24 protein-coding genes are annotated in these 22,650 nt (G+C 63.9%); 7 read left to right on the top strand and 17 right to left on the bottom strand.

What is annotated here, in order from left to right:
- Nucleotides 1–223: 223 nt before the first annotated feature.
- The 4 genes from ACLIIZ_RS04950 to ACLIIZ_RS04935 all read right to left on the bottom strand — a co-directional run bounded on the left by ACLIIZ_RS04950 (nucleotide 224) and on the right by ACLIIZ_RS04935 (nucleotide 2,865).
- On the bottom strand, nucleotides 224–529 hold the full coding sequence (locus ACLIIZ_RS04950) for a hypothetical protein (protein ID WP_416691087.1): 306 nt from the start codon (nucleotides 527–529) through the stop codon (nucleotides 224–226).
- A 94-nt stretch (nucleotides 530–623) separates the two neighbouring features.
- The gene (locus ACLIIZ_RS04945; protein WP_416691086.1) at nucleotides 624–1,067 is read right to left on the bottom strand and encodes a hypothetical protein; all 444 of its coding nucleotides are present in this window, start codon (nucleotides 1,065–1,067) and stop codon (nucleotides 624–626) included.
- A gap of 254 nt (nucleotides 1,068–1,321) precedes the next feature.
- Nucleotides 1,322–2,545, bottom strand: a complete 1,224-nt coding sequence (locus ACLIIZ_RS04940; protein WP_416691085.1) for a hypothetical protein — start codon at nucleotides 2,543–2,545, stop codon at nucleotides 1,322–1,324.
- On the bottom strand, nucleotides 2,533–2,865 hold the full coding sequence (locus tag ACLIIZ_RS04935; RefSeq protein WP_416691084.1) for a hypothetical protein: 333 nt from the start codon (nucleotides 2,863–2,865) through the stop codon (nucleotides 2,533–2,535). The genes ACLIIZ_RS04940 and ACLIIZ_RS04935 overlap by 13 nt, the downstream gene beginning before the upstream one ends.
- Before the next feature lie 533 nt (nucleotides 2,866–3,398).
- Between ACLIIZ_RS04935 and ACLIIZ_RS04930 the strand changes: the two genes are divergently transcribed.
- The 4 genes from ACLIIZ_RS04930 (at nucleotide 3,399) to ACLIIZ_RS04915 (ending at nucleotide 8,316) form a co-directional block, all read left to right on the top strand.
- Nucleotides 3,399–4,259: a cysteine hydrolase family protein gene (locus tag ACLIIZ_RS04930; protein ID WP_416691083.1), complete on the top strand. Its 861-nt coding sequence runs from the start codon at nucleotides 3,399–3,401 to the stop codon at nucleotides 4,257–4,259.
- 91 nt (nucleotides 4,260–4,350) lie between these two features.
- Nucleotides 4,351–5,568 (top strand): nicotinate phosphoribosyltransferase, encoded by a 1,218-nt coding sequence (gene pncB, locus ACLIIZ_RS04925; protein WP_416691082.1) that lies wholly within the window; start codon nucleotides 4,351–4,353, stop codon nucleotides 5,566–5,568.
- Nucleotides 5,565–7,271, top strand: a complete 1,707-nt coding sequence (locus tag ACLIIZ_RS04920; RefSeq protein ID WP_416691081.1) for an NAD+ synthase — start codon at nucleotides 5,565–5,567, stop codon at nucleotides 7,269–7,271. The genes pncB and ACLIIZ_RS04920 overlap by 4 nt, the downstream gene beginning before the upstream one ends.
- A 10-nt stretch (nucleotides 7,272–7,281) precedes the next feature.
- Nucleotides 7,282–8,316 carry an NUDIX domain-containing protein gene (locus ACLIIZ_RS04915; RefSeq protein WP_416691080.1) on the top strand — a complete coding sequence of 345 codons (1,035 nt, stop codon included), beginning with the start codon at nucleotides 7,282–7,284 and terminating at the stop codon, nucleotides 8,314–8,316.
- 11 nt (nucleotides 8,317–8,327) lie between these two features.
- On the opposite strand, the gene ACLIIZ_RS04910 is transcribed toward ACLIIZ_RS04915, so the two are convergent.
- The 10 genes from ACLIIZ_RS04910 to ACLIIZ_RS04865 all read right to left on the bottom strand — a co-directional run bounded on the left by ACLIIZ_RS04910 (nucleotide 8,328) and on the right by ACLIIZ_RS04865 (nucleotide 14,474).
- Nucleotides 8,328–8,966 (bottom strand): YceH family protein, encoded by a 639-nt coding sequence (locus tag ACLIIZ_RS04910; RefSeq protein WP_416691079.1) that lies wholly within the window; start codon nucleotides 8,964–8,966, stop codon nucleotides 8,328–8,330.
- Nucleotides 8,967–8,973: 7 nt separating this feature from the next.
- Entirely contained in the window at nucleotides 8,974–9,417 is a 444-nt protein-coding gene (locus tag ACLIIZ_RS04905) for a putative toxin-antitoxin system toxin component, PIN family (RefSeq protein WP_416691078.1), read from the bottom strand.
- Between the two features lie 21 nt (nucleotides 9,418–9,438).
- Entirely contained in the window at nucleotides 9,439–10,017 is a 579-nt protein-coding gene (locus ACLIIZ_RS04900; RefSeq protein ID WP_416691077.1) for a DUF4166 domain-containing protein, read from the bottom strand.
- 16 nt (nucleotides 10,018–10,033) lie between these two features.
- Nucleotides 10,034–10,504, bottom strand: a complete 471-nt coding sequence (locus ACLIIZ_RS04895) for a DUF2269 family protein (protein ID WP_416691076.1) — start codon at nucleotides 10,502–10,504, stop codon at nucleotides 10,034–10,036.
- Entirely contained in the window at nucleotides 10,501–11,748 is a 1,248-nt protein-coding gene (locus ACLIIZ_RS04890; RefSeq protein ID WP_416691075.1) for an SDR family oxidoreductase, read from the bottom strand. Before ACLIIZ_RS04890 ends, ACLIIZ_RS04895 begins: the two co-directional genes overlap by 4 nt.
- Complete coding sequence (locus ACLIIZ_RS04885; RefSeq protein WP_416691074.1) at nucleotides 11,736–12,110, bottom strand: hypothetical protein; 375 nt, start codon at nucleotides 12,108–12,110, stop codon at nucleotides 11,736–11,738. The genes ACLIIZ_RS04890 and ACLIIZ_RS04885 overlap by 13 nt, the downstream gene beginning before the upstream one ends.
- A gap of 91 nt (nucleotides 12,111–12,201) precedes the next feature.
- A complete protein-coding gene (locus ACLIIZ_RS04880) occupies nucleotides 12,202–12,738 on the bottom strand; it encodes a GbsR/MarR family transcriptional regulator (RefSeq protein WP_416691073.1) in 537 nt (178 codons plus the stop codon).
- 65 nt (nucleotides 12,739–12,803) lie between these two features.
- The gene (locus tag ACLIIZ_RS04875) at nucleotides 12,804–13,289 is read right to left on the bottom strand and encodes an acyl-CoA thioesterase (RefSeq protein WP_416691072.1); all 486 of its coding nucleotides are present in this window, start codon (nucleotides 13,287–13,289) and stop codon (nucleotides 12,804–12,806) included.
- A 76-nt stretch (nucleotides 13,290–13,365) separates the two neighbouring features.
- Nucleotides 13,366–13,860: a Dps family protein gene (locus tag ACLIIZ_RS04870; RefSeq protein WP_416691071.1), complete on the bottom strand. Its 495-nt coding sequence runs from the start codon at nucleotides 13,858–13,860 to the stop codon at nucleotides 13,366–13,368.
- 200 nt (nucleotides 13,861–14,060) lie between these two features.
- Complete coding sequence (locus tag ACLIIZ_RS04865; RefSeq protein WP_416691070.1) at nucleotides 14,061–14,474, bottom strand: secondary thiamine-phosphate synthase enzyme YjbQ; 414 nt, start codon at nucleotides 14,472–14,474, stop codon at nucleotides 14,061–14,063.
- A 141-nt stretch (nucleotides 14,475–14,615) separates the two neighbouring features.
- On the opposite strand from ACLIIZ_RS04865, the gene ACLIIZ_RS04860 reads away from it, so the two are divergent.
- Genes ACLIIZ_RS04860 through ACLIIZ_RS04850 form a run of 3 tightly spaced genes read left to right on the top strand, consistent with a single transcriptional unit; the run spans nucleotide 14,616 to nucleotide 16,562 of the window.
- Nucleotides 14,616–15,575 carry a tRNA dihydrouridine synthase gene (locus ACLIIZ_RS04860; protein ID WP_416691069.1) on the top strand — a complete coding sequence of 320 codons (960 nt, stop codon included), beginning with the start codon at nucleotides 14,616–14,618 and terminating at the stop codon, nucleotides 15,573–15,575.
- A gap of 4 nt (nucleotides 15,576–15,579) precedes the next feature.
- Nucleotides 15,580–16,245 carry a tRNA (guanine(46)-N(7))-methyltransferase TrmB gene (trmB, locus tag ACLIIZ_RS04855; RefSeq protein WP_416691068.1) on the top strand — a complete coding sequence of 222 codons (666 nt, stop codon included), beginning with the start codon at nucleotides 15,580–15,582 and terminating at the stop codon, nucleotides 16,243–16,245.
- The gene (locus ACLIIZ_RS04850) at nucleotides 16,242–16,562 is read left to right on the top strand and encodes a YkgJ family cysteine cluster protein (protein ID WP_416691067.1); all 321 of its coding nucleotides are present in this window, start codon (nucleotides 16,242–16,244) and stop codon (nucleotides 16,560–16,562) included. The genes trmB and ACLIIZ_RS04850 overlap by 4 nt, the downstream gene beginning before the upstream one ends.
- On the opposite strand, the gene ACLIIZ_RS04845 is transcribed toward ACLIIZ_RS04850, so the two are convergent.
- The 3 genes from ACLIIZ_RS04845 to tal form a co-directional block, all read right to left on the bottom strand.
- Entirely contained in the window at nucleotides 16,559–18,184 is a 1,626-nt protein-coding gene (locus tag ACLIIZ_RS04845) for a methyl-accepting chemotaxis protein (RefSeq protein ID WP_416691066.1), read from the bottom strand. The two genes, ACLIIZ_RS04850 and ACLIIZ_RS04845, sit on opposite strands and share 4 nt — an antisense overlap.
- An 81-nt stretch (nucleotides 18,185–18,265) precedes the next feature.
- Nucleotides 18,266–21,499: an ABC transporter substrate-binding protein gene (locus tag ACLIIZ_RS04840; protein WP_416691065.1), complete on the bottom strand. Its 3,234-nt coding sequence runs from the start codon at nucleotides 21,497–21,499 to the stop codon at nucleotides 18,266–18,268.
- 10 nt (nucleotides 21,500–21,509) lie between these two features.
- Nucleotides 21,510–22,547: a transaldolase gene (gene tal, locus ACLIIZ_RS04835; RefSeq protein WP_416691064.1), complete on the bottom strand. Its 1,038-nt coding sequence runs from the start codon at nucleotides 22,545–22,547 to the stop codon at nucleotides 21,510–21,512.
- Nucleotides 22,548–22,650: the final 103 nt, after the last annotated feature.

The following is a 22,650-nucleotide window of genomic DNA, read 5'->3' as shown; positions in this document are numbered from 1 at the left end:
TCACCAGCAGCTCCCGGAAATCGTAGAGCGTTCCATTACTGGTTTCTCGCGGGTCTTCAAGCTCATCAAGGCAATCCATCAGACTGAAGCTTCCATGGCGCATTTCGTCCGTCCAAAAGACGAAAGTGGACCGGATTCTTCAGGCGTTTACAATACACATGCATAAGCCAATGAAAGTTAACGATTCTCTCGGTCATGTGACTTCAACGGCATATTCCACTCGCTATGATGTTCGAGTGCAAAGGCCCTGGGCAATGACTATGCCGTTCTTGGTTTTAATTCCGCAAATAAAGTCGGATCCTGGGTAATACCCCGTGAATGCGGCGTAGATGGTCTGGGATGAGCCATTTTTTTCCAGATAGATACCACTTTTTCTGGCACCGGCATTTATTGCAATTTCCAATAAATTATCGGCCTTGTCGCCGATGCTGAATGAATTGCAAAGGGATTCGGCTTTCCGTTTTGCTGAAAGCTCTGAGATGGCTACGTACAGCGAAATGGCGAGGATTGCGATGATCAGGGTTTTCATTTTTTCAGAGGTTTTGAGATAACCGGAATGTACGGCTTTGCCGCTGAAAAACCTTGGTCTGTCCCTTGTTTAAATGTTTACGAAGCTGATCCCTTTAGCCTAACGCGTTGGCATAGAGATAAATCCCGATGGCAAGTGCGGTCACAATCGCAAGCAATACAACCGCGCCGAATTTGTGCTGCAGATGATCGAGCCGTGTGAACTCGGCTTGTTGATCTGACTGAGCGGCCTGTGCGCGGCGAAAGACAAGCCAGACGCAGTAAATATTTGTTGCGATTGCAAGAAGGCCAAACGCGATCTTGGTAGTGAGCAATGGGTTGGGATTGACCGAGGAGAGCATTGCTGCCCCGGTAACGAGAACCACAATGAACGCCGGTATTTCGACAACGAGATCTACGCGTTTGTGGAGCGCGACAAGAATGAGTTCCTGGGCGCGCCCCTTGCCGAGAAGAGCTCGCTCAAAGAGCGCTTCGGTGATGACGCACCCGAGCCAGATACCAACGAAGGCAAGATGAAGGGGGAGTAGAACAGACTTCAATTGGCGATTACCTCGCTACTTGAGACACATGATTTTGAAATTCAGCCAACGATACAAAGCGCAGCTTTGGGCGGTTCGGTTGACGAATAAGAAGGGCGGAGTGAATTTGGAATCAAAATGTCTCTGACCCTTTAATTTGCTGAAGAAGGCGATTCATCTAAAAGGCAATGGCATGAAAAATCAGGGACTGACCAAGATTTTCGTTTTTTGAAACGGGTTTAAACCGTGGTCTGTCACCTATTTTCGAAACTAAATTAATCTTGGCCATTTGGCTCATTTTTGGTAGATGACAAGGATGATACATTGCTTTGAGTCTGAGCGTAATCTCGCAGTCCTTCGTCTACGGGAAATAACATGTTGTTAGTGGTCTTTTTAGGCTTGATAGTCGAGAATCCATCCAATATTGAAGAGAAATCTTTGCTTCTGAGGGCGAAGTCAAATTTTTCTAGTGTGATGTCGAGCTGCTGCTCATCCAAGTAGCTCTCAGCTTCCGAAAAAGTACGAGAAATTTCCGTATAAATAGCCCTGGCGAATAAGTAGAGTGATAACAGATCGGCAAATACATAGCCCACTGCGACATCGTCTTCTTCCCTGAAGTAGTTCGTGTCAACATGATCAAGGCATAAAAACCCAAATATCGTTCTGTCGACATTTTGTATATGAATTAGAGACTTAAATGCCTCAGAAAGCTTGTTATTCCACATTGTCATGGGGATTATTAATGTGGACTTATAGAAAGATGTCGTGTCTTTATTCTGACCGTGTGAGTCTTTCCAGCACTCCGGCCAGTAATTCAGATCGCTAGCATGGCCCGTGGCATTTTTGTCTTTTCTGTGGTGTGACGAATACAAATGTTTTACCTTGGACAAATCAAGGCGAGGATTGTGATAGGCGCCTTTACGAGCGGCCTCCGGGATGTTATTAAGCAAGAAGTACCGTCCCGTGTTTGCGATCGTGTCGAAACCTGTATTGGACTTCACATCAGCATCAGATATGTATGCGACTTTTCGATCACGAAACACAGAAACAATCGTATTTTTGTCTTTGGAGCGAAACGAACCTTTAATGCAAACACGAGGCTCTATGGGATGTCTTCCTGAGAAATACGCATGAATAATGTCAAAGTTCTCAAATGCATTTCTGTGAAATTCGGTGTTCAGAAAGTTTATCAGCTCGGATGTTAGGGATTTTACCCTGTTGCGATCCCATGTGGGAGTCTGCATGTATTCCTTGAGCGCTCTGTGTCGTTCAGACGCAAGGAAGTAGTACTGAACAAATTCACCCTGGTTATAACAAACTGCTTTAGAAATTGCCGCGACTACTCTGTGGTTGCTGTTTTTTGAATGGTCTTTGTTTTTTTTTCTTGCCTCTGGCAATTCATCAATGCGAAATATATCGATGAGGGGGCGAAAATACGAAATAACAGTCCTTCTTACAATAGGGCTGGTGCTATGGATAATCCAAGTTATAGTTCCCATAGTAGTTCCCTCGCAGTTTTAACGGTCGATTTTCCAACAAATAAAATATAAAGAATTGCGTCACAAGCAAGAACTGCATATTCAAGTGCACTAAGTGTACTTACTATGAGTCCATCAATTTTTATGGCTTCGAGCCAATGAACGGCAAGACTAATCGCTACTGCTGCAAGACCAACAATGCCAAGCACCGCGGTTGCAACTAGAATTTCGACCACGAAAGTGAGCACTGGTTTCAGCTGGGTAAAACTTTTGCTTTTTGTCCAGGACGGTGCTCCATCTAAATGCTCCAGCATAGGCGTTTTTCTCCCTGTGGGCCGCATTATTTCTCCTTGATTTGCGCAGTGTAGTAAGTGCTAAATGGCTAACGAAAAGTCGATTTCATATCCTCTGGGTGCTATGGAACATCGCCTTCCATTCGGAGCGATGTGTCAGCCTGAGAACATCTGCGAGAGCGGCATGATGTGGTGTTCAAGGTGTTATTTTCTGGAATATATCGCGCCCGGGCATGGCGTTTGACTGGGATATGTGCCGGGAGCGCTGTGTATTCCGGTTGCTTGCCGAATATGCTGGTCAACTGTGCAGGAAGAAAGCCTGAATTGGCGATTCTCTTGGCGAATAGCTCATTTATTTTCTGTATTGAATTCATGGCAAACGCGGCGGTCGTTTATGTGCAGCCGCAAGCGTATCACTTTCGCATGACCCAATGTGCATGGGAAACCCATGCGGTCTCATTTCTCGCCAAACATCGCATCGATCGAATGCCTCAGTTCTCTAATTAGTTGCAAACTTAAACTAACTGTTCTACAGTGCACTCAAGCGCTGGTCCAAGCGCTTGTACCCAAGGAGAACGATCATGGCGAAGCAGCGTATTCATCTGGTCATCATCGATCCGCAGAACGATTTCTGCGATCTGCCGGCGGCGGATTGTCCGGTCATCGGCGGCGTGCATCAGGCGCCGGCTTTGCCGGTGGCGGGGGCGGATGCGGATTTGTGGCGGGTGGCGGAATTGATCCGCGCCGGCGGTGCCGGTTTGAGCGATATTTCGCTGACGCTCGATGCCCACCAGCGCGTCGATATCGCGCATCCGACCTTCTGGCGGCAGGGCGATGGCAGTGCGGTCGGGGCGTTTACGCAGATTCGCGCGGCCGATGTGCGTGGCGGGCGTTTCCTGCCGCGCCGGGCTGAGGCGCTGCCGCGCGTGCTGGCCTATCTGGAGGCGCTGGAGGCGGCCGGGCGGTATGTGCACATGGTCTGGCCGGTGCACTGCGAGATCGGCACCTGGGGCCACAGCGTCCATGCCGCCGTGCGCGCCGCCTACAACGCCTGGGAAGAGGCGAATGCCGCCGTGGTGACCAAGGTGTTCAAGGGCAGCAATCCGTGGACCGAGCACTTCAGCGCCATCCAGGCCGAGGTGCCGGATGCCGACGATGCCGATACGCAGTTGAACGCCGGTTTCCTGGCCAGCCTGGCGACGGCCGATCTGGTGTTGTTCACCGGCGAGGCGGGCAGCCACTGCGTGCGGGCCACCGTCGAGCACGTCGTGGAGAACTGGCCGGCCGGCGAACTCGGGCGGCTGGTGCTGCTCACCGACTGCATGAGCGCGGTGGGCGGGTTCGAGGCGCAGTACGCCGAATTTCTTGACGACATGCGGCAGCGGGGCTTGCGCCTGAGTACGGCGCAGGCGGTGTTGCCGGAGTTGTTGGCGAACTGCTGAAAAATTTGTGCCGTTTTCGGCGTTGACCGCAGGATTTTGCTGAAAGCCGCGCCTGCGGCCGCCGGCAACGGCAGGAACAAGGAGAAGGAAGATGAGCACCATGGCACAGCAACCCGTCGTCCGCAGCTTGCTGGAGAACGACCTCTACAAGTTCACCATGTGGCAGGCGCTGCTGCACAGTCATCCCGGCGCCCAGGCCGAGTACGCCTTCGTCTGCCGCAACACGCCGCTGTTCCCACTGGCCGAGCTGAAGCCGGCGGTGGATGCGGAGCTGGACCGGCTGTGTTCGCTGACTTTCGCCGACGACGAGCTGGCATACCTGCGCGGTCTACGCTTCATCAAGAGCGATTTTGTCGATTTTCTGTCGCTCTTCCGCTTCCAGCGCCGTTTCATCGAAACGCGGGTCAATGGCGAGACGCTGGAGATCGTCGCGCGCGGGCCGCTGGTGCATGTGATGGCCTTCGAGATCTTCGTGCTCTACATCGTCAATGAACTGTATTTCCGTCGCTTGCCGGAAGACGAGAACCTGCTGACGGTGGCGCGGGCGCGGCTGCGCGAGAAGATCGATTTCCTCAAGGGGCTGGGCGACGAACTCTGCGCGCCGGACGAGCCTTTCGTCTTCTTCGATTTCGGTCTGCGCCGCCGTTATTCCGGCGCCTGGCACGAGGAAGTGGTGCGCACGCTGGCGGCCGAGCTGCCGGTCAATTTCCGCGGCACCTCGAACGTGCTCTTCGCCAAGGAAATGGGCCTGACCCCGATCGGCACCATGGCGCACGAATACCTGCAGGCCTACCAGTCCTTCGGCTTCCGCCTGCGCGATTTCCAGAAGGCGGCGCTCGAAGGCTGGGTGCAGGAATACCGGGGCGACCTCGGCGTGGCGCTGACCGACGTGGTCGGCATGGACGCCTTCCTCGGCGACTTCGACCTCTACTTCGCCAAGCTTTTCGACGGCCTCCGGCACGATTCCGGCGACCCGGTCGAGTGGGCGGAAAAGGCGCTGGCGCACTACCGCAAGCTGCACATCGACCCGCGCAGCAAGCGCCTGGTCTTCTCCGACGGCCTTGATTTGCCGCGCGCCGTCGAGCTGTTCCGGCGCTATCGCGGCCGCGTCATGACCTCCTACGGCATCGGCACCAACCTGTCCAACGACACGCCCTTTGCCGCGCTCAACGTGGTCATGAAGATCGTCGCCTGCAACGGCCAGCCGGTGGCCAAGCTCTCGGATTCGCCGGGCAAGACCCTGTGCGACGACCAGACCTTCCTCGCCTACCTGCGCCAGGTGTTCGGGCGCAAGGACGGTGGATCATGAGCGCGCTGCGTCTGTCGCTGGCCCAGATCAACCCGACCGTCGGCGACATCGCCGGCAATGTCGCGCTGATGAGCGCCGCTGCGCAAAATGCTGCGGTCGACGGCGCCAGCATGGTGATTTTTCCCGAGCTGTCGCTGACCGGCTACTGGCCGGGCGACCTGCTCGACGAAGCGGATTTTCTCGCCCGCGTCGACGCCGGCCTGGCGCAACTCGCCGCCGCCAGCCGCGCCACGCCCGGCCTGTGCTGGGTGGTCGGCGCGCCGACCCGGCGCGCGGGGCCGGGCAAGCGCCTGCACAACAGCCTGCTGGTGCTGCGCGACGGCGAGGTGGTGTTGAGCTACGCCAAGCAGTTGCTGCCGACCTACAACGTCTTTGACGAATCGCGCCACTTCGCGCCGGGACCGGATGTGGCCCGCGTGCTGCGCGTTGGCGGCGCCCAGGTCGGCTTCCTGATCTGCGAGGACGGCTGGAACGACGACGGCGCCGATTACGCGGTCAATCCCTTCCGCCGCCTGGCCGACGCGGCGCCGGACCTGGTCGTGTCGATCAACGCCAGCCCGTCCAACATCGGCAAGCGCGAGCAGCGGCACGCGCTGTTCGCCGCCGCCAGCCGCCGCCACAAGCTGCCGCTGGTCTATGTGAACCAGATCGGCGGCCACGACCAGTTGGTCTACGACGGCGCCTCCTTCGCGGTGACGCCGGAGGACGGCGTGGTCTTCGAGGCGCCGCGTTTCGTCGCCGCGCAGGTGACGCTGCAATGGGACGGCACCGCCTTCCGCGCTGGCGACGGCGCGCCGCTGGCGCCGGTGGCGGCGGCCGGGTTGCCGGTGATGGAGTTCTATCGTCGGCAGATCGTCCTCGGCCTGCGCGACTACGCCCGCCGCTGCGGCTTCAAGCAGGTGGTGGTCGGCTCCTCCGGCGGCATCGACTCGGCGCTGACCCTGGCGCTCGCCGCCGAGGCGCTGCGGCCGGAGAACGTCGTCGCGGTGACGCTGCCGTCGCGCTTTTCCAGCAGCGGCAGCGTCGACGACTCGGTGACGCTGTGCGCCAACCTTGGCATCAAGTTGTACACGCACCCGATCAAGGCGCTGGTCGGCCAGTACGAGGCCGATTTTGCCGCCGCCTTCGGCGAGCCGCTGCATGGCCTGGCGCTGGAAAACCTTCAGGCGCGCGTGCGCGGCACCGTGCTCATGGCTTACTCCAACCGCTACGGCCACCTGCTGCTGACCACCGGCAACAAGAGCGAAATCTCGGTCGGCTACTGCACGCTCTACGGCGACACCAACGGCGGCCTCGGCCTGATCGGCGACCTCTACAAGACCGAGGTCTTTGAACTGTGCCGCCACCTCAACGCCGAAGCCGGGCGCGAGCTGATCCCCACCGCCATCATCGACAAGGAGCCGTCGGCCGAACTGGCGCCCGACCAGCGCGACAGCGACAGCCTGCCGCCTTACCCGGTGCTCGACACCATCCTGAAAGTGCTGATCGAAGGCGAACGTCTGGGCGCCGACGAGCGCGCCGCCGTGCAGGCCGACTACGCCACGCTCGCCGCCGGCCCCGACGGCCCGGCGCTGATCGCCCGTGTCCGTCGCCTGATCGCCCGCAACGAGTACAAGCGCCGCCAGGCCCCGCCCATCCTCCGCCTGCGCGGCCGCGCCTTCGGCAGCGGGCGGCAGATGCCGATTGCCGCCAAATACGATTGAGGAGCCGAGCATGAATAGCCAAGAGAAATTCGGCATCGCCGTCGTCATCGGCCGCTTCCAGCCCTTCCACAACGGCCACGCGGCGCTGCTGGCGCAGGCGCTGGGCTGTGCGGACAAAGTCATCGTCCTGCTCGGTTCAGCGCACGCCGCGCGCAGCGCCAAGAATCCGTTCAGTTGGGAAGAACGGGCGAGCATGATCGCGCTGACGCTGGACGAGGCGACGAAAGCGCGCGTGACTTTCCTGCCGCTGCGCGACTACTACGACGAACATCGCTGGCGCGCCGCGGCGCAGGCCGCAGTGGCGGCAAATACGGCGCCGGGCGCGCACATCGCGTTGATCGGCCATCACAAGGACGCGACCAGCGAATACCTGCATGGTTTCCCCGGCTGGACGCTGCTGCCGGCGCCGGCCTACGGCGCGATCAACGCCACCAGCCTGCGCCGCATTCTGTTCGAGGGCGAAGACCGCGCGGCGACGCAGGCGCTGCTCGCCGGTCAGGCGCCGGCGGCGGTCGTCCATTACCTGCTGGGCTGGCTGAATCTGCCGTTCGTCGCCGGCCTGCGCGAGGAACATGCGCGCGTCGAAGCCGGCAAGAAAACCTGGGGCACCGGGCCGTTCATCACCGTCGACGCGGTGGTCACCGCCGCCGGCCATGTGCTGCTGATCGAACGCGGCCAGCCGCCCGGCAAGGGCCAGTGGGCATTGCCCGGCGGCTTCCTGGAGCCGCGCGAGCGGGTTTTGCAGGGGGCGATGCGCGAACTGCAGGAAGAAACCGGCTTCGCGCTGTTGCCGGCGACGCTCGAAAGCCTGCTGCGCGGCACGGCGGTTTTCGACCACCCCGACCGCAGCCAGCGCGGCCGCACCATCACCCACGCCCACTGGTTCGACCTCGGCGACAGCCGGCTACCGGCAGTCGCCGGCGCCGACGACGCGGCAGCGGCAAAATGGGTGCCGATCGGCGAACTGGCGGCAATGGAAGGCGAGTTGTTCGAGGACCACTTCATGATCCTCGATCACTTCCTGAAGCTGTTGCCGGCGGCCTGAGACGGCTCCGCTCAGCCGCCGAGTTCGGCGCGCAGCGCGGCGAACTGGGCGCGCAGTTCGGCGACTTCGCTTTCCAGTGTGCTGACGCGGGTTTTCAGTTCGTCGATTTCCTGATTGCCGGCCCGTCCGCCGCTTGCCGCCGGCGCCTCCACTGCCGGCTGGCCGCTCAGCAGGTGGCTCCAGCGATTCTCACGAGAACCGGGCAGGCGCGGCAGTTCGACGACCAGGCCGCGGCCGGCCAGTTCTTCGAGGAAGGCCTCGACCGCCGAGATGTCGGCGAAACGGTGCAGGCGCTCGCAGTTCAGGCGCAATTCGCCAGCGGTCTGCGGGCCGCGCAGCATCAGCACGGTGAGCAGCGCCGAGGCCTGGGTCGGCACGGCGAGCACCTTCTCTAGCCGATGCTCGAAACGGACGACGCGGCTGCCGCTGACTTCGACCGCCAGGCCGGCGTCCTTGAGGCCGTCAAGCGCCGCCAGGATTTCCGCTTCGCTCAGTTCGAGCACCGGCTGGCGGCTGGTCTTCTGGTTGCAGCCGGCGGTCAGCGCATTGAGTGACAGCGGGTAGGTGTCGGGCACGGTGCGCTGCTTTTCGACCAGCGTGCCGAGGACGCGGGTTTCGGCCAGGGAGAGGTGGGGCAGGGTATCGGTCATGTTCGCTTCAGCCGTGGGCGGGAGAGTCGGGAATTGCCGGCAGCAGCGCGCAGGCGGCAGCCGGCTTGACGATGCGGAAGGCCAGCTTGGTGCGGCCGGTCAGCTTGAGCAGCGCCTTGTCCTTGCTGACCAGGATGTCGGCGCCGGCGCGAGCGGCGAGTTCGAGGAACTTCTGGTCGTCGCGGTCCTTGCAGCGCGGCAGCGGCGGCGCCTCGCCTTCGGGAATGAGCCTGACCAGCGCGCGGTAGCGGGCGTAGCGCTCGGCGATCATCTCCGGCGTCAGCTTCAGTTGCGGGTAGGTCAGCACGCGCTGCAGTTCGGCTAGCGTGCGTTCGTCGGCCAGGCATTCGATCTGCCCGGCCTCGAGCGCGGCCATGATCGGCACCGCCTCGACATTGGCCCAGTGGTAGAGATCGAGGACGACGTTGGTGTCGAGGACGAAGCGCAGCATGGGCGGGATTATAAGGTGGCTTCAGGCGCGGAATTCACCGCCGTAGCGAAAGGTCTCGCCGAACAGCGGGTGGCTGATGCGGAAATCCATGACGAAATGCTCGTCGTCGACGGCTTGTTCGACGATCTCGGTATGACCGAGCAGCAGCCATTCCGGCAGCGGCAGGTGCAGGGCGCCGAACTTCAGTTCGAAATGCCGGCCACAGTAGCGCAGGCAGCCGTTTTCAACCGACACCGCCATGCACAGGCCGAGGAAGGGATTGACGTATTCGACCAGACGATTGCTGTCGGCATGGCGCCAGTGGCTTTTGAAGACGATGAGCTGGCCGTCGGCGAAGCGGATGTCGCGGTGCCAGCGTTGGGTCAGGCCGTCGGCGTCCATCTGCTTGGCGACCGTGGTCGGCACGCGCTTGCCGCGCCGATGGATGAGCGCGCCGATCCGGTGCAGACCGCTGAGCAGCGGCTGCATCCAGCGCGGGTAGGCGATGTCGAGGGTGCCGACGGTGCTATGTCCGGCGCGCTGGTAATGGCGGCGCAGCGGCGCCGGCAGGGCTTCCCAATCGGTGCCGAGGGCTTGCTGCATGAGCGAAGGCTGGTGCATGGTGATCTCCTTGGTTTCAGAAGGTGGGCTTGAGGACCATCAGGAAGAAAACGGCGAGCATGGCGACGAAGGCCGGGTAGCCGAGGCGTTCCCAGAGCCGGGCGTAGCGCCAGTAGCGCGGCGGCAGTTGCTCGTTGGCGGCCGCGGCGGCTTCGGCCATGTCGGCCATGCGCAGTTGCAGCCAGACCACCGGCAGCCAGCACAGACCGGCGATGACGTAGAGCACCAGGGTGACGACGATCCACGGCGTCGTCCATTCATAGCCGCCGAGGTGGGCGAGCCAGAGGCCGGAAATCGGCTGGAAGAGCACCGTCGGCGTGGTGAACCACCAGTCGGCGCGCACCACCAGGCGGGCGGTGGTGGCGATGGCGGCGACCGGGCCGCGGCGGTTGGTGAAATACAGGTAGAAGGCCGAGCCGAAGCCGGTGCCGACGAGCAGCACGGACGACAGGATGTGCAGGGCCTTGAGAACGAAGTAGGTGGTCATGGTCTTTCCTCCTCGGCGTAAAGCAGGGTGAGCACGGCCAGGATAGTCAGGTTCTTGCTGAGCGGGCCGTAGGGATGGATCAAGAATTCCGGCAGGCAGACGGCGATCACCGCCGAATAGCCGGCGATCAGCGCCATCTGCGCCAGCCACAGGCGGCGGCCGGGGGCGAACAGTGTGGCCAGGCCAAAGGCGGCGTCGAGCAGTGCGGCGCCGATCAGCGCGAGCATGGCCGGCGTGCCGGTGAGGCCGGTGCGGGCGAGCAGCGCCATACTGTCGGGGATTGGATAAGCGAACAGGCTGACCCAGGCGGTGATCAGCCAGACGGCGGCGAGCGCCACGCGTAGCAGCGGGGCGCGCCAGGCGGCCAGGGCTTGCTGGCGCAGGCAGGGCGCCTCGCTAGGCGTGATGAATTGGGCCGGGTGGCGGGCTTCGGGCGGGTGGGGCGTGCCGACGTAGGCATCGGCGCTTTGCAGCATGCGCCAGGTTTGCGTGTCGAGCAGACCGCCAGGCAGGTGTTCGCCGACGCGGGCGGCGATGGCCATCAGCCAGCCCGGCAGCGGCAGCACCGGGGCCGGCGCCGGCGCAAAACCCATGTGGCGGCGGTAGGTGGCGAGCAGATCGCGCAGGCTGATGGCTTCGCCGCCGCGCAGGTCGACGCACAGGCCGGCCGGCGTCGCGGGGTCGAGCAGGCGGAGGATTTCGCCGCACAGGTCGTCGATGTGGATGCAGTGCACTTTCTGGTGGCCGCCCAGTGGCATCGGCGTCAGCGGCAGGCTGGCGAGCAGGCGGAAGGCGCGGGCCGAGGCGCCGGCTTCACCATGGACCAGCGCCGGGCGGACGATCTGCCATTCCAGCGGCAGGCCGCGCAGGAAATCGTCGGCGGCGCGCTTGCTGGCGAGGAAAGGCGCTGTGCCACGGTCCGCTCCCTGCGCCGAAACCTGCACGATGCGGCGTACGCCGGCGGCGACGCAGGCGCTGAAGAAAGCCTGCGGTCCACGCGTGTGCAGGGCCGAAAAAGTCTGCTCGCCCTGTTCGCGCAGGATGCCGACGGCGTTGATGGCGGCATCGCAGCCGCGCAAGGCCTGCTGCCAGGCGGCCGGGTCGGGACGGCTGAAATCGATGGCGACCTCGTCGGCCGCCTGCGGCCGGCGCACGCCGCGCAGCACCTGGTGCCCGGCAGCGCTCAGCGCCCGGCCCAGCGCGCTGCCGATGAAGCCGCTGGCGCCGGTGATCAGGATGCGCATGGCGTCGTCTCCTGGCCGGTGCCGGGCTGGCGTTGCGGCAAGGCGGCTGGCGGCGGTATGTGCTTCCAGATGCGACGCGAGAGCAGGCCGACCGCGACGAGTACGCCGACCAGGTTGAGACGGCCGGCATGGCGCAGGGCAACGGCCAGATCGTCGCCGGTGTCGCCGAGGAAAAGGACGAGCAGCAGCGGCAGCCCGAGCAACAGAATCGCGCTCGTCCGCCACCAGAAATCGGCACGTCCGGCGGTGCCGCACAGGTCGGTCAGGATGCCGGTGAGCGCGGCTTTCAGGTAGTACGCGGCGAGGCCGCCGGCGAGCAGGGCGATGGTCACTTGCAGCAGGAAGATCAGGGTCGAGTCCATGGTGTTTTCTCTGTTACGAATATTTCTGTAAAGACAGAAATTAATGCTTCAAAAAAATGGGCCGGAACGGCCCATGCCGGGTGAAAGCTGTTTATTCGCTGCTGCTGCCCTTGCGGAAGGTCTGGCTCAATTTGGCGCCGATGCCGAGCATCTTCATCAGCGTTTCCGGCTTCAGGCGCAGCATTTCGTCGGACCAGGTGGTGAGGATCTGTATGAACTCCAGCGTCTCGCGGATGCGCTGCTGGGCGCCTTCGTCCTCGGCGGCCAGGTCCGGGTTGCTGAGAAAACCGTTGAGGACGGCTATGGTCGGGTCGATCTCACGCTGGCGGCGGCCTTCGACGATCAGCTTGAACAACTCCCAGACATCGGTCGAGGTTTCGAAATGGTCGCGCCGGTCGCCCTTCAGATGCACCGTGCGCACCAGCTTCCACGATTGCAGCTCCTTGATGCTGGTGCTGACATTGGAGCGGGCGACGCCCAGCGTGCTGGCGATTTCCTCGGCTTCCATCGGCCGCCCGGCCAGATAGAGCAGGGCATGAATCTGCGCGACGGTACGGTTGACGCCCCAGCGCGAGCCCATTTCGCCCCAGTGGAGGATGAATCTTTCGGAGATAGGTTTGAGTTCCATGGCTGCAATGTAGTTGCGTCTGTAATTTCTGTCAACACAGAAATAGCCTGCGTCAGCCGGGGCGCTCAGGCGGCCTTCGGCGTCAGCGCCTGCATCCGTCCCTCGAATTCCTTGCGCAGTTCGCGCCGCACCTGCGCCGCCTGGTAGCGGCGGATTTCTTCCGGCGTGGTCGGCGTCAGCGGCGGGATCGGCGTCGGCTTGCCGTCGGCGTCGACGGCAACCATGGTGAAGAAACAGGAGTTGGCGTGGCGGATGACCTTGGCGCGGATGTCTTCGGTCAGCACCTTGATGCCGATTTCCATCGAGGTGTTGCCGGTGTAATTGACCGAGGCGAGAAAAGTGACCAGTTCGCCGACGTGGATGGCCTGGCGGAACATCACCTGGTCGACCGACAGCGTGACGACGTATTCGCTGGCGTAGCGCGCGGCGCAGGCGTAGGCGACCTGGTCGAGCAGCTTGAGGATGGTGCCGCCGTGGACGTTGCCGGAGAAGTTGGCCATGTCCGGCGTCATCAGGACGGTCATCGCGAGTTGGTGCTGGGGAAGGTGCATGGCGGGAGATTCAAGTCGGAAAATGAAAAAGGGCAGGATTGCCATCCTGCCCTGCGTGCGTTAGCGCTTTGGCGCCTCAGTCTTCAAGCAGGCTGCGCAGCATCCAGGCGGTCTTTTCATGGACTTCCAGGCGCTGGGTGAGCAGGTCGGCGGTCGGCTGGTCGTCGGCTTCGGCGACCACCGGGAACAGCTTGCGCGCGGTGCGGGCGGTGGCTTCCTGGGCGGCGACCAGGTGGCGGACCATGTCGTCGGCGCTCGGCACGCCTTCGACTTCCTTGATCGAGGCGAGCTTGACGAATTCCTTGTAGGTGCCCGGCGCCGGGAAACCCAAGGCGCGGATGCGCTCGGCGATCAGGTCGAGGGCGTTCCACTGCTCGGTGTATTGGCCCATGAACATCAGGTGCAGGCTGTTGAACTGCGGGCCTTTGACGTTCCAGTGGAAGTTGTGCGTCATCAGGTACAGCGTGTAGCTGTCGGCGAGCAGGCCGGACAGGCCTTCGACGATCTTCTTGCGGTCGGCGTCGGAAATGCCGATGTCGATGCTCGGGGATTTGGCTTTCTTGTTTGCCATGGACGGTTCTCCTTCGTGAAAACAGCGGGTTGGGCGCATCGCTGCGCGACCTGACCGGGAGCGGCGCTGGCTTACCTCGGCGGGCCGTTTCCGGGCGAATCCTGCGTTGGCGGCAGGGGCTTACGTCGTTGGCAAATATAGCGCATATCAGCTTCGCCAGGCCAATCAATCGGGACTATGGGAGGGTTGGCGCCTGCCTATCACCCCAGCACGCTGACGACGATCTCGCGCTGGTGGGCCTGGGCGCGGTGTTCCCAGAGGTAGATGCCTTGCAGTCTGCCGAGCAGCAGGCGGCCGTTGGCGCAGGGGATGTTGAGGGAAACGCCGGTGAGCACGCTGCGGGCCAGCGAGGCCATGTCGTCCTCGCCTTCCGTATCGCGCCGATAGGCCGGATCGCCGTCGGGGGCCCAGCGTCTGGCGAGGGTTTCCAGGTCGCCGCGAATGTCGGCGTCGGCTTTTTCGGTGATGGTCAGCGAGCAGGATGTGTGACGCACGAAAACATTGACCAGGCCGCTGGGGACGCCTGATGTGGCGACGATATGCGCAATTTCGCTGGTGATTTCCGTCATCATGCGCGGTAGCGTTTCAACAAGAATGCTTTTCTGATGTTTCATCGCCAGGTCTCACGCGGCAGGTGTAATTGCAGGAATTGCAGTCGGGTCCGTAAACGGCTGTCTGGCATTATCGCGGCTCGCACGGTCTTGCGCAATCCGCGATAATGCGCGCCATTTCAAGTATTTGCCGAAAGGTTGCGGATGTCACGAATCGCTCTTGCCCCGATGGAAGGCCTCGCCGATCCGCTGATGCGCGACGTGCTGACGGCGGTGGGCGGCTATGACTGGGGCATCTGCGAGTTCGTCCGGGTGACCGAGAGCGTTCTGCCCAACCGGACCTTCCTGCGCACCTGTCCGGAGCTGAAGAACGGCAGCCGGACGCCAGCCGGGACGCCGATGCGGGTCCAGTTGCTCGGTTCCGACCCGCATTTCATGGCCGGCAACGCGCGGCGCCTGGTGAAACACAATCCGGCCGGCATCGACATCAACTTCGGCTGTCCGGCGCCGACGGTGTTCCGCCATCGCGGCGGTTCGGCGCTGCTCGGCGAGCCGCAACTGCTGCACGACATCGTTGCTGCGGTGCGTGCCGAGGTGCCGGCGGCCATTCCCTTCACCGCCAAGATGCGGCTTGGCATCGACGACACCTGTCTGGCAGTCGATTGCGCGCAGGCGATCGAGGCCGGCGGCGCCGACGCGCTGATCGTGCACGGCCGGACCAAGGCCGATGGCTACCGGCCGCCGGCGCGCTGGGCGCAGATCGACCGGGTGCGGGCGGCGATCGACATCCCGGTGATCGCCAACGGCGAGGTGTGGACCGTCGACGACTGGCGACGCATCCGCGAGGAGAGCGGCTGCGCCGACGTCATGATCGGGCGCGGCGCGCTGGCCGACCCCTTCCTCGCCCGGCGCATCCGTGGCGAGGTGCTGGGCGGCTGGGGCGAACTGCGGCCATGGCTGGAAATGTTCTGGCGCGGCGTGCGCGTCCGCGTGCTGCCGGTACATGCCGGCGGCCGCCTGAAGCAGTGGCTGATGTTGCTGCGCCGCAACTATCCCGAGGCCGAGGCGCTCTACCAGCAACTGCGTCCGGTCAAGGCGGCCGAGGAGATCGACCGCCTGCTGCTCGCCGCCGGCATCCTCGGCGCACTGCCGCTGGCCGCCTGAGACCATGGACGGCAACTCGCGCTTCATCGCCAGCGCCCAGGACGGCCCGCACGCCGACCTGGAAACGCTGGTTCGCCGTCACCTGGCGCAGCCTTTCCGCAAGCCGCTGCTCGATTACAACCGCGCCGCCTGCGACCGGGCGCTCGCCGCGCACGCCGCCTGGAAACCGGATTCGCCGCTGATCCTTGATGCCGGCTGCGGTGTCGGCTGGAGCACGCTGCGCCTGGCGGCCGAATTCCCGGACCATTTCGTGATCGGCGTCGACCAGTCGAGCGACCGTCTGGAACGCGGCAAACCCTTGCCGCTGCCGGCCAATGCGCTGCTGCTGCGGGCCGATCTGGTCGATTTCTGGCGCCTGCTCGTCGAGCGCGGCGTCCGCCTGACGCGCCATTACAATCTCTACCCGAACCCCTGGCCGAAAATCGGCCACCTTGCCCGGCGCTGGCACGGCCACGCCGTCTTCCCGGTCTGGCGCGAGCTGGGCGGCATCGTCGAATGCCGCAGCAACTGGCGCATCTACATCGAGGAAATGGCGCTGGCGCTGGGCTGGCTGGGCGCTTGCGCGGTGGCGGCCGAGCCCTATGTAACGGACGATCCCTTGACGCCGTTCGAGAAGAAGTACCTCGCTTCCGGCCACGAGCTATGGCGCTGCCGGGCGGATCTGGGATGAGCGTCTGCCAGACCTGCGGCGCCTGCTGCGCCAGCCTGCGCGTCGATTTCCATCCCGCCGAACTGGCCGGCGGCGCCTACGCCTGGGCGGACGGTGTGCCCTTGGCGATGACGCTGCCGGTAACGGCGAAGATCGTTCGCATGCGCGGCACAGACGCGGCGCCGCCGCGCTGCGTCGCGCTGGAGGGCGAAATCGGGGGCGCGGTGCGCTGCACGATTTACGATGCGCGACCGTCGCCCTGCCGCGAATTCGATGTCGAACACGCGGCTTGCGCCCGGGCGAGGCGTCAGTGCGGGTTGCCGCCGCTGTTGGCTTAAACCCGGAAGCGGCGCACGTTTTCCTTGAGCCGGCGGGAGAGATTGACCAGGGTTTCGGCGCGCTGGCTGGATTCGCTCGCGGCGGCGTGGGTCTGGTCGATGCCCAGGGCAATCAGTTCCACCCGCTGCGCGATGTCGGTACTGGCCGACGACTGCTCGCGCAGCGATGCGGCAATGGCGTCGATCGCCTGGCTGACCCGGGCCGACGACTGATCCATGTTGGCGACGGTCTGACGGACTTCCTCGGTGCGGCCGGCGCTCGACAGCGCGAGATCCTTGGCCTGGGTCATGGTGGCGAAAGCCTTGTCGGTACTTTGCCGGACGCCGTTGACGATGTCGGATATCTCCTGGGTCGATTTGGTCGTCGATTCCGCCAGCTTGCGCACCTCGTCGGCAACGACGGCGAAGCCACGGCCCTGTTCGCCGGCGCGTGCGGCTTCGATGGCGGCATTGAGGGCAAGCAGGTTGGTCTGGTCGGCAATGTCGCGGATCGTCTTGACGATGCCGGTGATCGCTGCAACCTTGCCTGAAAGTTCCTCCATGGTGCCGGCTGCGTCGGACATTCCGGTGGCCACCCGCTGGATGATTCCGGTGGCATCGGAGACCACGCCCAGACTCTCGTGGGCATGGTTTTCGGACTCTCCGGAGAGGCGCCCGGCTTCGCCGGCGTTATCCGACATGACGCCGATGCTGACGGTGAATTCCTCGACGGCGGCGGCAATGGCTGCCGTTGCGTTGCTTTGCTCTTCGGCTGTTTTGTCCAGTTGCGCCGCTTCGGTGAGCATCGCTTCGCTTTCCTTGACCACGGAATCGGCGCTATGGACGGTTTCGGCGATCAGTTGGCGGATCTGTCCCTGCATGCGCTGCATGGCAGCGACGACGCTGCTCTCGTCGCCGGGGATCAGGGTCAGGGATTCGCTCAGGTCGCCCTGGGCGATCCGTTGCAGGGCGATGGCGACGACGGCGGGTTCGCCGCCGATCTGCCGATAGATGCTGCGGCCGACCAGGACGATGATGCTGGCCACCAGCAGCAGGCTGAGCGAGCCGATGATGATCGACAGCTTGCTCAACCAGTCGAGGCCATCGATCAATTCAGCGCGCTCGGTTGCTGCAGCCGTCTCGGCGAGCTTGCCGATTTCCAGCAGGTCGTCGCGCACCTGACGCCAGGCCGGGGTTTCCTGGCTCACCAGCAGTGCCTTGGCAGCCTCGCCGTTGCCCGCCCGGACCAGATCGATGACTTCCTTCTGCAAAGGTTGCCAGCGCTCGAGATTGGCTTTCAGGCGCGGGGCGATATCGTGGGTGGCGGCGTCGTTGGCCAGGGCTGGCAGCAGTTTTTCGGTTTCCTGCAGGAAAACCGCATGCGCCTTGTCAAAGTTGTCGTAAGCCGTCTGTTTGCCGGGGTCGAGCAGGATGTTGCGGATGGCCTGGCCTTTCTGCAGGCCGTTGGCGTAAGCCAGCGTCGCCATGTGACGAACGGCGATCCGTTCATCGACGAAGGAAGTGAACAGGACTTCGCTACGCCCGGTGAAAATGAGCGAAGAGACGGCGAGCAGCAGCATGCCCAGCGCGGCGACGATGCCCAGCAGCCAGAGACGAGCCCTGAGCGAAAGATGGTTCAGCATGTTTCCTCCTGATGCAATGGCTGGAGGATACCACTGACGACATGGTAATCCAGGCGACAGCCATGGCGGAATGTTGGCCGATCAGGAAAGGCGGTGCTCGTGTCTTTCGTCAGCGATGGCCAGCCAGCGGTAGAGCGTCGCGAACAGGCGTTCCGGGTCGACCGGCTTGCTGATGTGGTCGTCCATGCCGGCGTCCAGGCAGCGCTGGCGATCCTCGCTGAAGGCGTTGGCGGTCAGCGCGATGATCGGCAGCTGGCTGCCGCCGGGCAGGGCGCGGATCGCCTGGCTGGCGACGACGCCGTCGATGCCGGGCATCTGGATGTCCATCAGGATCAGCGCGTAATCGTGGCTGCCGGCCATGGCGATCGCCGTTTCGCCGTCTTTCGCGGTATCCACCAGCAGCCCGGCGTCGCCGAGCAGTTCGCAGAACACCTCGCGGTTCACCGGTTCGTCCTCGGCGAGCAGGATGCGTTTGCCGGCAAACCGGCGCTCCAGGGCTGCGATGGCGTCCAGCGTGCTGTTGCGCGGCAGCGGCAGGAGCGCATCGCTGCCGCCCAGCCGGGCTTCGAACCAGAAGCGGCTGCCACGGCCGGGCTGGCTGTCGAGGCCGATGCGGCCGTCCATCATCTCCACCAGCCGCTTGCAGATCGCCAGCCCGAGGCCGGAGCCGCCGTAGCGGCGGGTCATCGAACCGTCGGCCTGGACGAAGGGTTCGAACAGACGGCGCTGGATTTCCGGCGTGACGCCGATCCCGGTATCTTCGACCGAACAGTGCAGGACGAAATGCGGGGCCTCGCCGCTCAGCGCGAGGTGGACGGTGACGCCGCCGCAGTCGGTGAACTTGATCGCGTTGATGCACAGGTTGAGCAGCACCTGCTTAAGCCGGTGCGGGTCGCCGCTGACCTGGGTGCGGGCGAGCGTTTCCGGTACTTCGAAAACCAGGTAGAGGCCCTTTTCGGCGGCCAGGTGTTCGAGCAGGCGCTGCACCGGGGCGACGATCTCGTTCAACTGGAAGGGAATGTGCTCCAGCGTCAGGCGGTCGGCCTCGATGCGTGACAGGTCGAGGATGTCATTGATCACCGCCAGCAGGTGGCGGGCGGCGTCGGCGACCTTGCCCAACTGGTCCTTCTGCTTGGCGTCGCTGGCACGGCGCAGCGCCAGGTCGGTCATGCCGAGGATGGCGTTCATCGGCGTCCGCAGCTCGTGGCTCATCGTCGCCAGGAAGGTGCTCTTCGCCCGGCTCGCCGCTTCCGCCGCTTCCTTGGCGATCGACAGCGCCACCGTGCGCTCTTCGACGCGTTGTTCCAGTTCGGCCTGGTGGCGGGCGAGCGCCGCTTCGTTGCGGCGCCGTTCGGAAATGTCGCGGGTGATGCCGAGGATGCGCGTCGGCTGGCCGTTGTCGTCGAGCAGCACGGTGGTGACGACTTCGGTCGGGACGATGCTGCCGTCGCGGTGCGGCTGGTCGACTTCCATCGTTCGTGCATGCGGGCCGGGAGCACCGGCGGCGACGGCGGCCATCGTTTCGCGCAGGGCCTGCTCGACGCGCGCCGCCGATTCCGGGGTCAGCGCGGCGCTCATCGGTTGCGCCATGATTTCCTCGGCGCTCCAGCCGCGCAGGCGTTCGACCGAGGGGCTGATGTAGCTGAAGCGCAGGCTCGGCAGTTCGAGCAGCCAGATGACGTCGTTGGCATTTTCCGAGATCAGCCGGTAACGGCTTTCGGCGAGCCGCAGCGCTTCGTCGGAGCGGCTGCGTTCAACCGCCAGTTCGGCCAGTTGCGCGTAGCCTTCGATCAGCGCGATGTCGCGCTGGTCGGGCGTGGCGGGCTGGCGGTGGTAAAGCGCGAAGGTGCCGCGGACCTTGCCGTCGCGCCCGTGGAAAGGTTGCGACCAGCAGGCGCGCAGCCCGGCGCGCGCCGCCAGCGGGCGGTAGTCGGCCCAGTAGGGGTGGCGCTCGATGTCGTCGACGATCACCCGTTCGTCGCGCCAGGCGGCAGTGCCGCAGGAGCCGACAGCGTCGCCGATGGCGACGCCGTCGATCGCCTGGTTGTAGAAATCGGGCAGGCTGGGCGCCGAGCCGTGGCGCAGGTGGCTGCCGTCGGCGTCGAGCAGGAGGATCGAGCAGAGCACGCCGGGGCGCTGTGTTTCGACCTCGCGGGTCAGGCTGTCGAGCACTTCGCCGAGCGGCGCGCCATGGTTGAGCTGTTGCAGCACCCGGTTCTGCAATGCCAGTTCCTGGCTGCGTTCGGCTAGCTGGCGCTGGCTCTGGCGTAGCCGCCGATTGAGCCGACGCATGTTGAGGGCGATGGCGGAGAGGGCGGCGACCGCGAGCAGGGCGGCGATCAGCGGTAGCAGCAGGCGCTTCCAGGCATCGCTCGACTCGTCGGCGGGCAGGAAACCGGTGAGCGGAAAGTCGGCCGGCAGCATGCCGAGTCCGGCGTAGGTGTCGGCAATGTGGCGCCAGCGGCCGGGATTCATGTAGCCGACCGGCACCAGATCGGCGCGTACCAGCGGCACCGTCCGCGCCGCTTCGAATTCGAGGTGTTCGCGGCTCAGGCGCTCGGGGTAGCGTTCGCGGATCAGGGCGATGATCTCGTCCGGATGGGCCATCGCGTACTGCCAGCCGCGCAGGCTGGCCTGCAGGAAGGCGCGTGCCCGTTCCGGTTGTTCGCGCAGTTCGCGCTCGCTGGTGAACAGCACGTCGCCGTAGAAGTCGATGCCGGCCGAGCGCGGTGTCAGCAGCAGGTAGGGGAAATTGCGCTGCTGCAGCAGGAAGGGTTCGAAGGTCTGGTAGGCCGACATGGCGTCGGTGTTGCCCTCGATCAGGTCTTCGACATTGAAGCTGTGCTTGAGGCGGTGCAGCTTGTCCGGTCCGAGACCTTCGTATTTCAGGTAAGCGGCAAGTTCGTCGGATTGACCTTCGAGCATCAGCCGCTTGCCGGCCAGGTCGTGGATGCTCTGCAGATTGCTGCCGCGGCGGGCGATGATCGCCACCGGCGAATGCTGGAAGATGGCGGCCAGCGCCACCACCGGCTTGCCGGCGTGGCGTTCGAGGATCAGGTTGCTGCCGCCGACGCCGAACTGCGCTTCGCCGCTCATGACCCGGCCGACGACGTCGGTTTCCGGCGCCGCTTCGTCAATGCGGACTTCGATGCCGGCGTCGCGGTAATAGCCCTTGGCGTCCGCCGCGTAATAGCCGGCGAACTGGAAGGCGTGCGTCCATTTCAGCTGCAGGGTCAGCGCTTCGCCGGCCTGGGCGGCGAACGTCGCCGCCAGCAGCGCGGCGCTCAGCAGGCAGCGGAGAGGCCGGAGCGTCACGCGCCGCCTTTCAGCGCACCAGGTCGAGCAGCTTGCCGAAGGCCTCGTCGAACTGCTTGAGGCCGGCTGCCTGCAATTCCTCGCCGACCGCGTCGAGGTCGATGCCGAGCGCCGCCACGCCGGCCAGTTGCGCCGCCGTGCCGGCCGCATTGGCGGCCAGCGTCGGCGCCGCTTCGCCGTGGTCGCGGAAGGCGAGCAGCGTCGCGTCCGGCACCGTGTTGACGGTGCCGTCGCCGATCAGTTGCTCGACGTAGATGACGTCGCGGTAAGCCGGGTTCTTGGTCGAGGTCGACGCCCACAGCAGCATCTGCTGGCGGGCGTTGCCGGGCAGGGCCGGCAGTGCCTGCCAGTCGGCGTAGGCCTGGCGGGCCATGGCGATGGCGGTCTTGCCCTGCAGTTCGGCGGGCAGTTTGGGATCGAGCAGGCTGTCCAGGCGGCTGATGAAGACGCTGGCCACCGAGGCGATGCGGTCGACCGGCAGGCCGGCGGCGAAGCGCCGTTCGATGCCGGTGCGGTAGGCGGCCTGGACGTCGGCCAGTTGGCCGGGCGAGAAGATCAGCGTCACATTGACGTTGATGCCGGCGGCGATGCTGTCGGCGATCGCCACCATGCCGGCCGGCGTTGCCGGGATTTTGATCATCGCGTTAGGGCGGTCGATCTCCGCCCACAGGCGGCGGGCGGCGGCGGCGGTGCCGACGGCGTCGTCGGCCAGGCCGGGCGAGACCTCGAAACTGACGAAGCCGGCGCGGCCGCCGCTTTGTTCGTGCATCGGCAGGAAGAGCTCGCAGGCTTTCTGGACGTCCGGCAGGGCGAGGGTTTCGAAGCGCTGTTCGGCGTCCAGCGCGCTGCCCTGGAGTTCGGCGACGGCCTTTTGGTAGGCCGGATCGTTGCGGATCGCGTTGTAGAAGATGGCCGGGTTCGAGGTGACGCCGGCGACCGCGTCATCGGCGATCCAGCGGGCCAGCTCGCCGGATTCGAGCAATTGGCGGGAGAGATTGTCGAGCCAGACCTGCTGGCCCAGGCGGGAAATCGCGGCGATGCGGGACATGGAATTTCAGGAGTCGTGGAAAAGCCCTCAGTCTAACAGCCTGGGCACGGAAGCGCATTTATCCCCGTCCGGGTCGGACAAGGCTGTGGATAAGCTCGGGATA

This window comes from Azonexus caeni, assembly GCF_048146105.1.
In the GTDB taxonomy this organism is placed as follows: domain Bacteria; phylum Pseudomonadota; class Gammaproteobacteria; order Burkholderiales; family Rhodocyclaceae; genus Azonexus; species Azonexus aromaticus_B.
Note: the sequence above shows the minus strand (reverse complement) of the source record. Positions and strands in the feature narration are given on the sequence as shown.